Source organism: Pseudomonas sp. PDM26 (assembly GCF_019219185.1).
Taxonomy (GTDB): domain Bacteria; phylum Pseudomonadota; class Gammaproteobacteria; order Pseudomonadales; family Pseudomonadaceae; genus Aquipseudomonas.
Map to the genome: position 1 here is coordinate 177443 of NZ_JAHUWC010000015.1, position 14774 is coordinate 192216.

Sequence of the window (14774 nt, forward strand, 5' to 3'; positions counted from 1 at the left end):
CGCGCGACGAGTTAAACGTTGTTAAATTTCCATGGCGCGCAAAAAGCCTCGACAACTGCTGTCCGTCTGTCGCGCCCAATGATCACGGGACCGACAGCCATTGGCCGATACGTTAGAGTCAATGCCTGCCCCACCAGTCACCCGGGCGGCGCATTGCGCTGGGTAAAAAACCTGAGGAATATGCTCGAAAACCGCGTATTAGACGGATGCAGCAGGAGCGACTCGTTGACCCTTTCCCCCGAACAGGCTGTGCATTTCGGCCCCTACCGGGTCTACCCCGGACAACGCCTGGTGATGGAGGCCGACCAGCCCTTGCGCCTGGGGCGGCGCGCCATGGACATTCTGTTGATCCTGCTTGAGCACGCCGGCAACGTGGTCAGCAAGCAGCAGCTGATCGCCCGGGTCTGGCCCAACAGCGTGGTCGAAGACATCAACCTGCGGGTGCACATGGCCGCATTGCGCAAGGCGCTCGGCGACGGTCAGGCCGGCCAGCGCTACATCGTCACCGTGGCCCAGCGCGGGTACAGTTTCGTCGCACCGCATTCACTGGAACAGGCCGAGCAGCTGCCTGCGCCCGCACGTACCGCGCAGAGCCGGCATAACCTGCCGGTGCGCCGCACGCGCATGATCGGCCGGCAGACCCTGGTCGACAACCTGATGGAGCAACTGCCCCGCCAGCGCTTCATCACCCTCCTCGGCCCCGGCGGCATCGGCAAGACCACCGTAGCCCTGCGGGTCGCCGAGCGAATGATCGGTCGCTACCGGGACGGTATACACCTGCTGGACCTGGCCCCGATCAACTGCCCGCTGATGATTGACGGTCATCTGGCGACGCTACTCGAACTGGCCCTGCACGACGACGCCCCCCTGAGCGGACTTGCAGACTCTCTGCGCGATCGCCACATGCTGCTGATCATCGACAACTGCGAACACTTGGTCGACGCCATTGCCCAGCTCAGCGAAGACATTCTGCGCAGTGCGCCGCACGTGCACATCCTCGCCACCAGCCGCGAGAGCCTGCGGGCCGAAGGGGAATTCGTCCAGCGCCTGGAACCACTCGACTGCCCGCCGCCCATCGCCGTCCTCGACCGCGCCCAGGCCATGACCTTTTCCGCCCTGCAACTGTTTGTCGAGCGGGCCATGGCCAGTCAGGACAGCTTTGAACTGACCGATGATGAACTGCCGCTGCTGATAGACATTTGCCATCGACTGGACGGCATACCGCTGGCCATCGAACTGGCAGCGGCGCAAGTGGGCAACTTCGGATTGCACTGCTTGCTGGCGCAGTTGCAAAGCAGCTTCCGGTTGCTGAACCAGTCCTGCCAGACGCCCCTGGCACGCCATCAGACCCTGCGTGCAACATTGGACTGGAGCTTCGAACTGCTCACTGCCTGCGAAAAGACCTGCCTGCGCCGACTGAGTGTGTTTTGCGCTGGCTTCACCCTGGAGTCGGCAGCGGCGGTGATCGTCGGCGAACACATGGAACCGCGCGCGGTGTTCGGTTCAATCACGCAACTGGTCGCCAAGTCGTTACTGAACGTGGAAGTGGGCGACGAAGACGTGTACTACCGTCTGCTCGACACCACCCGCGGTTACGCCCTGGAAAAACTTGCGCAAACCGCCGACCTGCCCGGCACGCGGGAACGCCATGCCGAGCGCTGCCTGGTGCTGATGCAACAGGCGCAGGACGACTGGGAGAAAACGTCGACCGACCTGTGGATCGAGCGCTATGGCCGGGCTCTGGAGGACATCCGTGCAATCCTCGATTGGGGTTTGCACGCTCAAGGGCCGCAGGCACTGGCGATACGCCTGGCCGCGAAGTCCACGCCACTGTGGCAGGAGTTGTCACTGCTCAAGGAACACGGCGGTTATGTGCGCAAGGCCCTGGCCTTGCTCGAGCAGTCACCCGAGCCTTGCCCGCGCTTGAAGATGGCCCTCATGCTGGCCCTGGGCAGCGCCTGTTATCACACGCAGGGGGGTAGCGCCGAAACCGTCGGCGCCTTCGTCAGCGCCCACAGCCTGGCCCGACAGTGCAACGATGTGACTGGCCAGTTACTGGCGATTTCCGGTCACCTGGCGGTCAATCTCTGTTGCGGTCATTACCGGATGGCCCAGGAGCAGAGCCGGCGATTCGATCAACTGCGGCTACATGACGACGCCCTGATGTCCCTGAGCATGCATCGATTGCGGGTACTGGCCCTGCACTTCTGCGGCGACCAGCATCAGGCTCGGGAGCATGCCGAACAGGTGCTGCAACGCATGGCCCACAGCGGTCATCTCAACCGTTTCACCCATGGCTTCGGCGTGCAATACGACCAGAGCGTTGCGGCGCTGACCATCCACGCGCGCATCCTCTGGCTGCAAGGCCAACCGGAGCAGGCCTGGCGCGCGGCCCGGCAGGCACTGGACATCGCATTGCAGATCAACCACGGCACATCGATCTGCTACACCCTGGCGCTCTCCGGCTGCCTGATCGCTTACTACAACGGCGACACCCGCAGCGCCCGCGAACTCCTGCGCCTGCTGCTGGAACAGGCGCAGAAACACTCGATTCTACTGTTCTACAACTGGGCACAACACTACGCGCAGGTGATCGGTGGCACCGATGTTCGGCCAACCGGCCGCCAAAGCGTCGGTTTGATCAAAGAGATCATGGTCACGCTGGATTCGACATACGTCGACGATGGTTTGCTCGAACGCGCGCAAAACGGCGCGTCTGGTTGGAGCACCGCAGAGATTCTGCGGGCCAGGGCCAAGACGTTGCTGGCAACGGATTGCCCGGTCAACGCCGCGACGGCCGAAACCGTGCTGCTCAAGGCACTCAACGTGGCAAAGGCCCAGGGTGCCCTGGCCTGGGAGCTGCGTAGCGCCACCTCGCTGGCGCAACTGTGGCAGCGTCAAGGCCACCGCCAAAGGGCGCATGACCTGCTGGCACCGATCTACGAACGTTTCACCGAAGGTTTTGCCACGCCTGACCTGATGACGGTTCGCCGGCTACTCGACGAGTTGCAATGCCACCTGTCGGCCTGAAGACCAGCACGTTTGACTGATGTATGCCGCATAACGCATTTCAAGGGTTCGCAATTGACCACTGAGTTCGAGTTTTTCCAGTGCGTAGGTGCGGGTGGTATTGAGGAAGCGGTAACGGGTCACACCGCCGCCCTGCTCCTGGGACAGCAATGACTTGAGAGCGAGGCTCTCCATCACCTTGATCAGCTCGGCCACCGGCAGCACGTCGCAGCTGATCACGCCAATCGCTGCGTCCTGGGTAAACGCCATTTTGAACACCGCCAGACGCTGCAACACGGTTTGCTCCACGGCAGTCAACCGTTCGTAGCTCCAGTCCAGAGCGGCTTTGAGGGTCTGATGTCGGGGAACGGCTGTGCGGCGGCCCTGAGTCAGCAGCTGAAAACAGTTGTCGAGTTGCGCTTGCAACCCCACCAGCGCCAACGCATCGATGTGCGCCGCGGCCAGTTCAATCGCCAGCGGCAGGCCATCGAGGCGTCGGCAGATATCCCGTACGGTCCTGAGGTCCTGTTCGCGCAGGGTGAACCCGTGCAATCGAGCCCGGGCACGGCTGACGAACAACTGCACTGCCGAATAGCCCATGACCTCGGCGACGCTGCGCAGCCCTGACGCCGGCGGCACCGCCAGCGGTGGCAGACGCAATACGGTTTCGCCAGACGCCTTGAGTGGCTCGCGGCTGGTGGCGAGGATCGACAGTCGGGGCATCGAATGCAGCAGTGTCTCGATCAACGTCTGGCAGCGTTCGAGCAGGTGTTCGCAATTGTCGAGCACCAACAGGGCGTGCCGTTGTGCCAGCGCCTCCAACGTGGTGCCGACCTTCAGTTCAAGAGTTCGTGTGAGGTGATCGGTCACTTGCGCCGGGTCATCGATCGCCGCCAGATCCACCAGCCACACGCCATGCCGATAGTGCTGCAGCAACAGTTCGGCCACGCGCAGCGCCACGGTGGTCTTGCCGATCCCGCAAGGCCCGACCAGGGTCATGAATCGGCGCACCGGCAACTGCCGCACCAGGCTGCCGACAACCGCATCGCGCCCGGTAATCGGCGTGAGCCGCGCCGGCAGGTTGTGCAGGAGCTTTTGTACGGTCCCGCTCGGGAACGCTACAGGCTCTGGCGAATGCTGCACCGGGGCGACAAAACTGTAGCCGCGCTGGGGAATGTTGACGATGTAGCACTGGCCGTTCTGCCCATCGCCCAGGGCACGACGCAGGGCGGCAATGTGCACCCGCAGGTTGATCTCTTCGACCACGGAGCGCGGCCAGACCCGCTCAATCAACTCTTCCTTGCTGACCACTGAACCTGCGTGCTCGACCAGCACCTGCAACACGTCAAGGGCGCGGCCGCCCAGGCGCAGCGGTCGATCGCCCTCCAGCACCAGTCGCTGACTGAGGTGGAAAGCGTAGGGTCCGAATTGCAGCACCGCTTCACTGTTTATATCTCTGAGGCTATTCATGGGCAGTCACCCGCTGGAAACCTGGCTTCCAGCCCAGGCTCCGCTCCGTCCTTGCAATGAGTTCAGCGGTATCTTGGCAGGCCTCGGTGACGGTACAACTGCCGCGGAGGGAGCGTCACAGCCATTGCGGTGCGCATGACGGACATACGCGCTAGCTGAACTGCTCGCGGTATTGGGTCGGGGTCAGGCCAAGCTTTTCACTGAACAGAAAACGCATGTGCCGCACACTGCCAAAGCCACTTTTGAATGCCACGGTCTTGAGCGGCAACTCGGTGGTTTCCAGCAGGTTCCTGGCGCAATCGATGCGCGCGCTTTGCAGAAACTCCATCGGCGTCATGTTCACTTCCCGGGCGAACACCCTGGCGAAGTGACGCGGGCTCATGTTGGCCAGACCCGCCATGCGCTCGATGCTATAGGTTTCATCGAGATGTTCAAGCACATGGTTCTGCACCCGGGTAATCGCCGTTTCGTGAGGGGCCACCGCCGCCATCAACGGGCTGAACTGCGCCTGCCCGCCCTGGCGTTTCATCACCACCAGCAACACCTTGGCCACGTCCTGGGCGACTTTTTTGCCATGGTCCCGGGCCACCACCGACAAGGCCAGGTCGATCCCGGCAGTGACACCACCGGAAGTGATCAGGTTACGGTCCTGGACGAAGATCTGATCGGTCTCGACGGTCGCCTTCGGGAAGCCCTTGATCAACCGCTCGGTGTAGTGCCAGTGGGTGGTGACGCGATAGCCGTCGAGCAAACCCGCATGCCCCAGCACGAACGCCCCGGTGCAGATGGAACCATAACCAGCGGACCGGCTGACGTTGTGCCTGAGCCAGTCGAGCAACGGCGGATGCCTTTCGTTGTAGGCACCGGGACCACCGGGCACCAGCAGCAAATCAAAACCCTCGCAGGCCTGATCGATGTGCCGGTCGGCATGCACGCTCACCCCGTTGGACGCCCGCAGTGCGCCGGGCTCAGTGCCGATGGTCGACAGCACATAGTGATCGTCGGGTTTCAGATAACGATTGGCGATGGAAAACACTTCCATGGGCCCGGCCATATCGAGCAGGAGAAAGTCGGGAAACAGCACCATTGCCACGGTTTTCATGGATTGGAATTCACTGGGATCAAATTAGGTCGGTCCGCCGAACACGGCCCCCCTGTAGGAGCGAGCCTGCTCGCGATGGACTCAACAGCGCCGCGTTCATTCAGCCAGAACGCGTTACCGTTAACGACCATCGCGAGCAGGCTCGCTCCTACAAAGTCTGCGCCCGGCATCAGGGGTGGTGTGCATTATGGCTAAATGTGGCGCTTGCATCGAAAAAAGAATGCGTGACACAGCCCACATAACTGTCAACCACATAGAGACAGTATTTCAATTTTCATCTACTTATTGCATCCAACAGTAAACATTAACCTTCTCCTCACTCGGACGAATTCACGTCCTGAAAGGAGATTTGATCATGCTGACTCTTCGCAAAGCCTCGGATCGTGGCCTGGCCAATCACGGCTGGTTGAAGTCGTTCCATACCTTTTCCTTTGCCAGCTATCGCAACCCGAAAGAGCAGGGATTTTCTGACCTGTTGGTGATCAACGACGACCGCGTCGCCGCCGGTAAAGGCTTCGGCCAGCACCCGCACCGCGACATGGAGATTTTCTCCTATGTGCTTGAAGGTGCCCTGGAACACAAGGACACCCTGGGCACAGGTTCGGTGATCCGCCCCGGCGACGTGCAACTGATGAGCGCAGGCAGCGGCGTGGCCCACAGTGAGTTCAACCACTCCAGCACCCGGCCGGTGCACTTTCTGCAAATCTGGATCGTGCCCGACGTCAGTGGCGCCAAACCGCGTTATCAGCAAGAGCACTTCAGCACCCAGAAAAAACGTGGGCGCCTGCAACTGATCATCTCGCCGGACGGCGCCAAGGGTTCGTTGAAGGTGCGTCAGGATGTACGGGTGTATGCCGGCCTGATCGACGGCAAGGAAAGCGCCACCCTGGAGCTCGCCGCCAACCGCTACGCCTATGTGCACGTGGCCCGGGGCAGCGTCGAACTCAACGGTGTGTTGTTGCAGGAAGGCGACGGTGTGCGGGTTCGTGATGAACAGGCGCTGACCTTGAGCAACGGCGTGGATGCCGAAGTGCTGGTGTTCGACCTGCGCCCACAGGAACTGCCGCAAATGCCATGACAGATCCCTGTAGGAGCGAGCTGTGGCGAGGGGGCTTGCCCCCGTTTGAGTGCGTAGCACTCACAAGATCTTTGGTGCATCAGAGATTTTGGGGCTGCTTCGCAGCCCAACGGGGGCAAGCCCCCTCGCCACAGGGTTCGCTCCCACAGTTTGAGTAGATCGGCCCGCTATTCGCCGGTCCCGGCAAACCCCGCGACAATCTCATCAATCACCGCCCGCACCCTCGCCGTATGCCGCAGGTCCGCGTGGGTCACCAGCCAGATGTCATAGGGCAACGGTCGCGAGCGCTCCGGCCACAACCTGACCAGCCCCTCCTTCTCCCCGATGTACAGCGGAATTTCCCCGACTCCTATCCCCGCCGCAATCGAACGGCGCACCAACAGGCTGGAACTGAGGCTGGCGACAATCCGCCCGCGCACCACCGGTTCCGAGACCAGCGTCAGGTCCTTGTTGCCCTGCAAGTACGGTAGATACACCACCAGGTCATGCCCGGCGAACGCCGACCCGGGCTCCGGCACGCCGTGGGCATCGATATAGGCTTGCGAGGCAAACAGCCCCACCGGCCAGCGGGCGATGCGCCGGGCGATCAGGTCCGGGTTGTCCGGTCGGGTGTTGCGTACGGCGATGTCCGCCTCGCGTTTTGCCAGGCTGAGAATCTGCGTGGTGGCATCCAATTGCACCCGTACATCCGGGTGTTGTCGATGCAGGCGGGCAATCGCCGGGATCAGGAAATCAATCGCCAGGGAATCGGTGGTACTGACGCGAACCGTGCCGGTCAGGCGATCGTCCAGGCCCTGAATCTGGCGTTCCAGTTCCAGCGCCGAATGCTCCATTTTCTCCACCGCCTTGAGCGCCGCTTCGCCGACAGCCGTCAGCGCGTAACCTTCGGAGGTACGCAGGAACAAGGTCGCACTCAATGACTTTTCCAGCGCCGTGATGCGCCGGCCGACCGTGGCCTGGTCGACCCCCAACACCCGCGCCGCACCACGCAACGTCGATTCACGGCAAACCGCGAGAAATACCCGGGCGTCATCCCAATTCACAGTGCTCTCCTGATGATGCATTTACGCATCAGCATAGCGCGTAATCGCTGCATTAATGCTTCCAAGAATCTCGATATGCTGAAGGCCTGAGTTCCCCACAGGACAATGCACATGCACAGCTCATCTGCTCCCCTTACTCCTGCACCCAGCGCGATCTGGCTGCCGATCTTCGCCGGCCTCTGCGCCAGCCTGGTCAGCATCGGCCTGGCGCGTTTCGCCTATACGCCGTTGATTCCCTCACTGATCCAGGCCCACTGGTTTTCCGCCAGCGACGTGGTGTACCTCGGCGCCGCCAATCTGGTGGGTTACCTGATCGGCGCGCTGATCGGCCATCCACTGGCACGCCGGACCTCGAACAAGACCGCCCTGCGCCTGATGATGCTGGCAGTGACGCTGGCGTTTTTCGCCTGTGGTTTTCCGTTGTCGATGAGCTGGTTCTTCGGCTGGCGCCTGCTGTCGGGGATCGCCGGTGGCGCGATCATGGTGTTGGTGGCAGGAACCGTATTGCCTCACGTACCGGCGACCCGCAGGGGCCTGGCCAGCGGTGCGATATTCCTTGGCATCGGCTTGGGCATTGCCGGCTCGGGGACGCTCGTGCCGCCGCTGCTGAGCCTCGGCTTGCAGCAAACCTGGTTCGGTCTTGGCTTGTTGGCCCTGGTCCTCACCGTCGCCAGTTGGTTTGGCTGGCCAACCGCTGCGCACCCGGTCGCCGCAGCGCCGTCGGATACCTCGTCGCCTGCCCCCGCCGACCCGAGCGTTTACCTGCTGTTCGCCCAATACGCGTTCATGGCCGCCGGACTGGTGCCGGCCATGGTGTTCCTGGTGGATTACGTCGCCCGCGGGCTCAATGCCGGGGCGCATGTCGGCGCACTGATCTGGGTGATGTATGGCCTTGGCGCGATTGTCGGGCCAGTGAGCTACGGTTTTCTGGCCGACCAACTGGGTGCGAAAACGGGGATCCGCATCGTGCTGGTAATACAGGCGTTGGCGGTTGGCCTTTTATCGATCAGCAGTTCGTTCGCGGCACTGGCTTTACTGGCGGTGATCCTCGGTTCCTTCCCGCCCGGCATCGTGCCGCTGGCGTTGGCCCGGGTGCATGAATTGATCCCCAACCATCACCAGCAGCAGATTGCCTGGAGCCGCGCCACCGTGTCGTTCGCGACGTTCCAGGCCCTCTCGGGTTTTGCTTATTCGGCGCTGTTCAACGCCAGTGGTGGCCATCATGCCTTGATGTTCGTGATTGCCGCCGGGGCCATTGTGGTAGCGCTATTGCTGGAACTCGGCAGCCGATTGCTCAGTCGTTCGAGCGAATCATTGACACTCGATACAGGTATTTGAAATGACACTGCCCCAGACCATGACTCTGATCGAAATCACCGAACCCGGTGGCCCTGAAGTCCTGCAACCGCGCCAGGTGCCTGTGCCCGTTGCAGGGGCCGGGGAAATACTGATTCGCGTGCACGCCGCCGGGGTCAATCGCCCGGACGCGCTGCAACGGGCCGGCAAGTACCCGATGAAACCCGGCATGAACCCGAACCCGGGGCTGGAAGTGGCCGGCGAAGTGATGGCGATTGGCGTTGGCGTCAGCGAATTTGCCCTGGGCGACAAGGTCTGTGCCCTGACCAATGGCGGCGGATACGCGCAATACTGCGTGGTCCCGGCCAGTCAGGCGCTGCCGATCCCGGCAGGCATGGACTGGCTGCAGGCGGCGGCCATTGCGGAAACCTTTTTCACGGTGTGGGCCAATCTGTTCGGCCTTGGCGGCGCCCGTCGGGGTCAGCGCGCCTTGATCCACGGTGGCACCAGCGGCATCGGCACTACCGCGTTGATGCTGTGCCGCGAGTTCGGCATCGAAGCGTTCGCCACCGCCGGCAGCGAAGAAAAATGCGCCGCGATCCGCGAATTGGGCGCCGAGGCGATCAACTATCGCGACCAGGACTTTGTGCAGGTCATCGCTGAAAAAACCGTAGGCCAGGGTGTCAACGTGATACTCGACATCATGGGTGGCTCGTACCTCAACAACAATGTGGCCGCCCTGGCCATGGAAGGTCGCCTGGTGATGCTCGGTTTCCTCGGTGGAGCTCACGCCAGGGATGTCGATTTATTGGCGATCATGGCCAAACGCGCCGTTGTCACCGGCTCCCTGCTGCGCTCGAGGACTCAGGAAGAGAAAGCCGCCATCGCCCGCCAACTGCACGAACACGTATGGCCCGTGCTGAGTGCCGGTCGCTGCCTGCCGATGATTGATCAGGTTTACCCGCTCACCGAAGCGGCACAGGCCCACGCCCGGATGGAAGCGGGAGAGCATATCGGCAAGATTGTCCTGCGGGTGGATAGTTGATGGCTCAGGGCTCGCAGGACTCCTGAAGGGCTGCGCCCTGCTCCCCTTGATAGCGGGCCCGATAGCGTCCGGGGCTTTCCCCGGTCCACTTCTTGAACGCCCGATGGAAGGCGCTGGGTTCCTGGAAACCCAGTTGCTCGGCGATATCGCTGATGCTCGCATCGCTCTGACGCAACTGCTCAAAGGCCACGCCACGCCGTACTTCGTCCTTGATTTCCTGGTAGGAGCAGCCTTCACGCTCCAGTTTGCGGCGGAAGGTGCTGGGGCTCAGGTGCTGTTCCAGGGCAAAGGACTGCAACGTCGGCCACTCGCTGTAATGGCTGCCGCGCAAGCGCTGATGAACCTGTGATGCCAAACCGTGCTGGTTACGGAAGCGGATCACCAGCCACTGCGGCGCGGTACGCAGAAACACTTTCAACGACGCCAGGTCCTGAACCACGGGCAGGCGCAGGTAATGGCTGGCAAATTCGATTTCGGTGCGCTCGGCACCAAAGGTCAGGTTGGGGCCCCAAAGCAGGCGGTCGTCGCCAAGCGACAGGCGCGAATGGCGGAAGTCCGCACGGTCAATGGGGATGCGCCGCCCGCCCAGCCAGCACAGCAGACTGATCATCAACACCAGGAACGTTTCTTCACCGAACCGGCTGGCATCGTTGTCCGTCGAACGGGTTTCCAGGCTGATCACCGCACGCTTGCCACGCACAGCCAGCGAGCCGCGAAAGTCGCGCAGGAACAAGCCGAAGTTGGCCAGGCACTGACGCATGGCCTTGTGCAGGTCGGGCTCCTGAATCAGGGCACGGCAAATCAGGGCGAAACTGCCCGGCGGCATGCCATGGGAGTCGAGCCCGAAAAACTCGTCGTCGAGCTCGCGAATCTGAATCAGCCACAGCGCCGCAAACGCATTGGCCGGCACCCGCGCCGTGGGTTGGTGCATGACCGCCGGATCAATGCCCGCCTGTTCGAGCACGGCCGTCACGCGCTGCGGATCATCCCTCAGCCCATGGATCATTGCCTGCACGAAATAGGCGGCAACCGAGTCCTTTTCCCGCATTGGTTCGCTTCTCTCTCATCACCCGAATGGCAAAAAACATCAGTGCCGTTGAACAGTTTTGGCATAGGACAACCGCCCTGCCGGCTCTAGACTCGCGGCAATAGTACGCCTTCGGCTGCAGTCGCGGCCAAGGTATCGCAGGGTTTGATCGAAGGATGGGAAGATGAATCTGCAAAACATCGGAGTGATCGGTGCGGGCACCATGGGCAACGGCATTGCGCAAGTCTGTGCCATGGCCGGTTTCAACGTGACCTTGCTCGACATATCCGAAAGCGCTTTGCAAAAAGCCGTCGCAACGGTCGGTAAAAACCTGGACCGGCAGATCGCCAAGCTAACCCTGACGCCGGAGCAGAAACAGGCCACCCTCGACAAAATCCGCACCAGCACCGATTACAGTGTCCTGGGGGACGCGCAATTGGTCATCGAAGCGGCGACGGAAAATCTCGACCTGAAACTGCGTGTGCTGCAACAGATCGCCGCGCAGGTCAGCAGCGAATGCGTCATTGCCTCCAACACCTCGTCGCTGTCGATCACCCAACTCGCCGCCAGTGTCAGCCAGCCTGAGCGCTTCATCGGCCTGCATTTCTTCAACCCGGTGCCGGTGATGGGCCTGATCGAAGTCATCCGCGGCCTGCAAACCAGTGACGCGACCCACCAACTGGCGCTGGACATGGCGACCACCCTCGGCAAAACGGCGATCACCGCCGGTAACCGCCCGGGCTTCGTGGTCAACCGGATCCTGGTGCCGATGATCAACGAAGCGATCCTGGTGTTCCAGGAAGGCCTGGCCAGTGCCGAAGACATCGACGCCGGCATGCGCCTGGGCTGCAATCAGCCTATCGGCCCGTTGGCCCTGGCGGACCTGATTGGCCTGGATACCCTGTTGTCGATCCTCGAAGCCTTCTATGACGGTTTCAACGACAGCAAATATCGCCCGGCGCCGCTGCTCAAGGAAATGGTCGCTGCCGGTTACCTGGGACGCAAAACGGGGCGCGGCTTCCATGCCTATGCCTGAGCGTTGCTCGCGCTTTGCCGAGTACCGGGACAAGGTCCTGGAGCTGTTTGCCTGCAAGGGGTTCGGCCAGGTCGGCATGCGTGAGCTCGCGACGTGCCTGGGGCTTTCTCCAGGCTCGCTGTATCACCATTACCCGAGCAAACAGCATCTTCTGCTCGACCTGATCGAAGAGTTCTACGAGGAACTGCTGGCAACCCTGGCACGTATCCAGCAAAAGGCCCCGGGCAAGCGCGACAAACTCAACAGCCTGATCCGCGCCCATCTGAATCTGCATCGGGAGATGCCTTGGCATTTCCGCCTGGTGGAGCGCGACAGCGGTTGCCTGAACGAAGAGCAACAGGCTCGGGTCAGGCAATTGCGCGAGCAATACGAACGCACGTTATTGAAGATGCTCGGTGCGAAGTCCCGTTTCAGCGAGCAAGGCCTGCTGGCCGCCGGGCATGCCATTGGCGCCCTGCTCAACAGCGCTCCCAGCTGGCTGACGCCCCATGTGCTGGACGAGCAGGAACGCGATGAACTGCTGGAAAGCATGGTCAGCGGCGCCATCGAACGCGTGCTGGCGCCACGGCGTGTGCCGGAGGCGATAAGCCTCGCGCGTCCTATCGAAAAAACATCTAAAGAAACACAAGCTTCGACAAAGATTTAGCGCTTTGCTTGTCGGCTCGACACAATCGGAATTCGCCGAAAAAACCGGCGTCCAATCCGATGAATGTACTCGAGCACCCGGAGCCGACCATGAAAATCAATCCCTACCTTATCTTCAACGGCGACTGCAAAGCGGCCTTCACGTTCTACGCGCAGTGCCTGCAGGGCCAGATCGAAGCCATGTTGACCTTCGGCGAAACGCCGGCCGGTGAGCATTTCCCCAAGGATCTGCACAACCTGATCATCCATACCCGCCTGATCGTGGGCGATCAGGCCATCATGGGCTCGGACACCACACCGGATCGCCCCATCGATAAAATGAGTGGCTGTTCGATTTCACTTAACGTCGACAGCATTGCCGAGGCCGAGCGGGTCTTCAATGCACTGGCGGACGGTGGCAACGTGCAAATGCCGCTGGAAAGCACCTTCTGGGCGGCGCGCTTTGGCATGCTGGTCGACCGTTTTGGTGTGTCGTGGATGATCAATTGCGAAAAGGATCAGTGAACGGCTTTTGTCGAACGACAGTATTGAAGGCACAAAAAAGCCCAACCTGAAAAGGTTGGGCGTTCTGGCAACTCCCGGTCTGTCTGCTACCGTCAATTAGCCACATGGATAGCAGCGCAACCAAGGAGCAAACCCACTATGCCGGCCCATGTCCTGTCCTGGTCCCCCCGTTCCAAATACTTGTTACTGGCAGGTGGACTGATCACCAGCCTGCTGACCCTCAATGGCTGCGCCACTGTCGATGCACAGACCACCGCCTATGTCGGCGTAGAACACCCCGCACCGACATCGCCTGATCAGGTCGTGGTGCTGCGCTCCGAGCCTGCGCGTCCGCATGTGCGCCTGGGTGAAGTGCTGATCGACGCCAGCATCGACCCTGCCCCGCCGATTACCGAAGTCGAACAGAAGCTGCGGGTAGAATCCGCCAAACTCGGTGGCAACGCCGTGGTGGTCGTCTATGACCACATTCAGGCGGTGGGGGCCTATGCCAGCGGGCCGCTGTGGGCTCGCGACGTGACGACCATCGAGGGACGCAAACTCAAGGGCATCGTGATCAAGTACCAGTAGATATCTCCCCCATGGAAGACAGCGTCAACGGAGGTTGAATTTGAATGACGTGGTGATCGCCCTCATCGTTTTCGCCTGCCTGTCCGCCAGCGCACTTCTGGGCTCGTACGTGAGGGAACGATTACCGAGCCATCATCTGAGCGATGACTCCGTGGCGGTGGTGAAGCTGGCCACCGGCCTCATCGCAACGATGTCGGCGCTGGTCCTCGGCCTGCTCGTTTCCACTGCCAAAGGCACATTCGATACGGCCAATGCCGAACTGGAGGGCGCGGCGGCGAAAGTGGTTCAGTTCGACCGCTTGCTGGCCCGTTACGGCGCCGACACCCAGGGTATCCGCACCGAACTCAAGCACAACTACGCCGAAGTCACCCAAGTGCTCGCGACCCGCGATCACCAGCAGATTGAAAAACTCGATAGCCCCGAAATGATCCGTCGCTCCGAAGGCCTGCAACGCCAGGTCGAGTCACTGACGCCCGGCAATGATGATCAGCGCTCGCTCAAAGCCAAGGCATTGCGGGACATGGACACCGTGTTTGCCACCCGCTGGCTGACCCTGCTACAGGCCAATCAATCGATTCCACCGGTGATGCTGGTGATCCTGGTGACATGGCTGGCAATTATCTTCGGCTCGTTCGGCCTGTTTGCACCATGCAACGGCACCATTGTCGTCGTACTGTTGATGTGTGCCCTGTCGACGGGGGCAACCATCTTGCTGGTAGAGGAACTCAATCGACCGCTTGATGGTTTTATCTGTGTGTCACTGGAACCGCTGAAGCACACGCTGGAGCGGTTGGGGCAGTAGGAGCGAGCTCGCTCCTACATGGCGGCCAAAAACAAAACCCCTACCTGCGTACGCAGATAGGGGTTTCGGAATTTAATCTTGACGATGACCTACTCTCACATGGGGAAACCCCACACTACCATCGGCGATGCATCGTTTCACTGCTGAGTT

Annotated in this window: 13 protein-coding genes; 9 read left to right on the forward strand and 4 right to left on the reverse strand. The window is 61.4% G+C overall.

Annotation, left to right across the window (positions count from 1 at the left end):
* The first annotated feature begins 225 nt into the window (after window positions 1-225).
* Window positions 226-3030, forward strand: a complete 2805-nt coding sequence (locus KW849_RS26065; RefSeq protein ID WP_218432103.1) for a winged helix-turn-helix domain-containing protein — start codon at window positions 226-228, stop codon at window positions 3028-3030.
* On the opposite strand, the gene KW849_RS26070 is transcribed toward KW849_RS26065, so the two are convergent.
* Both KW849_RS26070 and KW849_RS26075 read right to left on the reverse strand, forming a co-directional pair.
* Window positions 2995-4479: a winged helix-turn-helix domain-containing protein gene (locus KW849_RS26070; protein ID WP_218432105.1), complete on the reverse strand. Its 1485-nt coding sequence runs from the start codon at window positions 4477-4479 to the stop codon at window positions 2995-2997. The two genes, KW849_RS26065 and KW849_RS26070, sit on opposite strands and share 36 nt — an antisense overlap.
* Before the next feature lie 151 nt (window positions 4480-4630).
* Window positions 4631-5581 (reverse strand): GlxA family transcriptional regulator, encoded by a 951-nt coding sequence (locus KW849_RS26075; protein WP_218432107.1) that lies wholly within the window; start codon window positions 5579-5581, stop codon window positions 4631-4633.
* Window positions 5582-5936: 355 nt separating this feature from the next.
* Here KW849_RS26075 and KW849_RS26080 point away from each other — a divergent pair, with 355 nt between their 5' ends.
* The gene (locus KW849_RS26080) at window positions 5937-6659 is read left to right on the forward strand and encodes a pirin family protein (RefSeq protein WP_218432109.1); all 723 of its coding nucleotides are present in this window, start codon (window positions 5937-5939) and stop codon (window positions 6657-6659) included.
* 167 nt (window positions 6660-6826) lie between these two features.
* On the opposite strand, the gene KW849_RS26085 is transcribed toward KW849_RS26080, so the two are convergent.
* On the reverse strand, window positions 6827-7702 hold the full coding sequence (locus KW849_RS26085; RefSeq protein WP_218432111.1) for a LysR family transcriptional regulator: 876 nt from the start codon (window positions 7700-7702) through the stop codon (window positions 6827-6829).
* Window positions 7703-7813: 111 nt separating this feature from the next.
* Between KW849_RS26085 and KW849_RS26090 the strand changes: the two genes are divergently transcribed.
* Both KW849_RS26090 and KW849_RS26095 read left to right on the forward strand, forming a co-directional pair.
* Window positions 7814-9040, forward strand: coding sequence for a YbfB/YjiJ family MFS transporter (locus KW849_RS26090; RefSeq protein ID WP_218432113.1), 1227 nt, complete (start codon window positions 7814-7816; stop codon window positions 9038-9040).
* Between the two features lies 1 nt (window position 9041).
* Window positions 9042-10043 carry an NAD(P)H-quinone oxidoreductase gene (locus KW849_RS26095; protein WP_218432115.1) on the forward strand — a complete coding sequence of 334 codons (1002 nt, stop codon included), beginning with the start codon at window positions 9042-9044 and terminating at the stop codon, window positions 10041-10043.
* Between the two features lie 4 nt (window positions 10044-10047).
* Here the strand turns inward: KW849_RS26095 and KW849_RS26100 are convergent, their stop codons facing one another.
* Complete coding sequence (locus tag KW849_RS26100; RefSeq protein WP_218432117.1) at window positions 10048-11091, reverse strand: AraC family transcriptional regulator; 1044 nt, start codon at window positions 11089-11091, stop codon at window positions 10048-10050.
* Window positions 11092-11254: 163 nt separating this feature from the next.
* Here KW849_RS26100 and KW849_RS26105 point away from each other — a divergent pair, with 163 nt between their 5' ends.
* The 5 genes from KW849_RS26105 (at window position 11255) to KW849_RS26125 (ending at window position 14624) form a co-directional block, all read left to right on the forward strand.
* The gene (locus tag KW849_RS26105; RefSeq protein ID WP_218432120.1) at window positions 11255-12106 is read left to right on the forward strand and encodes a 3-hydroxybutyryl-CoA dehydrogenase; all 852 of its coding nucleotides are present in this window, start codon (window positions 11255-11257) and stop codon (window positions 12104-12106) included.
* Window positions 12093-12752, forward strand: a complete 660-nt coding sequence (locus KW849_RS26110) for a TetR/AcrR family transcriptional regulator (RefSeq protein ID WP_218432122.1) — start codon at window positions 12093-12095, stop codon at window positions 12750-12752. The genes KW849_RS26105 and KW849_RS26110 overlap by 14 nt, the downstream gene beginning before the upstream one ends.
* An 89-nt stretch (window positions 12753-12841) precedes the next feature.
* Window positions 12842-13255 carry a VOC family protein gene (locus KW849_RS26115; protein WP_218432123.1) on the forward strand — a complete coding sequence of 138 codons (414 nt, stop codon included), beginning with the start codon at window positions 12842-12844 and terminating at the stop codon, window positions 13253-13255.
* Window positions 13256-13393: 138 nt separating this feature from the next.
* Window positions 13394-13822 carry a hypothetical protein gene (locus KW849_RS26120; RefSeq protein ID WP_218432124.1) on the forward strand — a complete coding sequence of 143 codons (429 nt, stop codon included), beginning with the start codon at window positions 13394-13396 and terminating at the stop codon, window positions 13820-13822.
* A 49-nt stretch (window positions 13823-13871) separates the two neighbouring features.
* Window positions 13872-14624, forward strand: coding sequence for a hypothetical protein (locus tag KW849_RS26125; protein WP_371319187.1), 753 nt, complete (start codon window positions 13872-13874; stop codon window positions 14622-14624).
* Window positions 14625-14774 lie beyond the last annotated feature (150 nt).

Coding starts and splice junctions, on each gene's coding strand:
- KW849_RS26070 (WP_218432105.1), bottom strand. CDS start 4,479: ATGAATAGCCTCAGAGATATAAACAGTGAAGCGGTGCTGCAATTCGGA.
- KW849_RS26075 (WP_218432107.1), bottom strand. CDS start 5,581: ATGAAAACCGTGGCAATGGTGCTGTTTCCCGACTTTCTCCTGCTCGAT.
- KW849_RS26080 (WP_218432109.1), top strand. CDS start 5,937: ATGCTGACTCTTCGCAAAGCCTCGGATCGTGGCCTGGCCAATCACGGC.
- KW849_RS26090 (WP_218432113.1), top strand. CDS start 7,814: ATGCACAGCTCATCTGCTCCCCTTACTCCTGCACCCAGCGCGATCTGG.
- KW849_RS26095 (WP_218432115.1), top strand. CDS start 9,042: ATGACACTGCCCCAGACCATGACTCTGATCGAAATCACCGAACCCGGT.
- KW849_RS26100 (WP_218432117.1), bottom strand. CDS start 11,091: ATGCGGGAAAAGGACTCGGTTGCCGCCTATTTCGTGCAGGCAATGATC.
- KW849_RS26105 (WP_218432120.1), top strand. CDS start 11,255: ATGAATCTGCAAAACATCGGAGTGATCGGTGCGGGCACCATGGGCAAC.
- KW849_RS26110 (WP_218432122.1), top strand. CDS start 12,093: ATGCCTATGCCTGAGCGTTGCTCGCGCTTTGCCGAGTACCGGGACAAG.
- KW849_RS26115 (WP_218432123.1), top strand. CDS start 12,842: ATGAAAATCAATCCCTACCTTATCTTCAACGGCGACTGCAAAGCGGCC.
- KW849_RS26120 (WP_218432124.1), top strand. CDS start 13,394: ATGCCGGCCCATGTCCTGTCCTGGTCCCCCCGTTCCAAATACTTGTTA.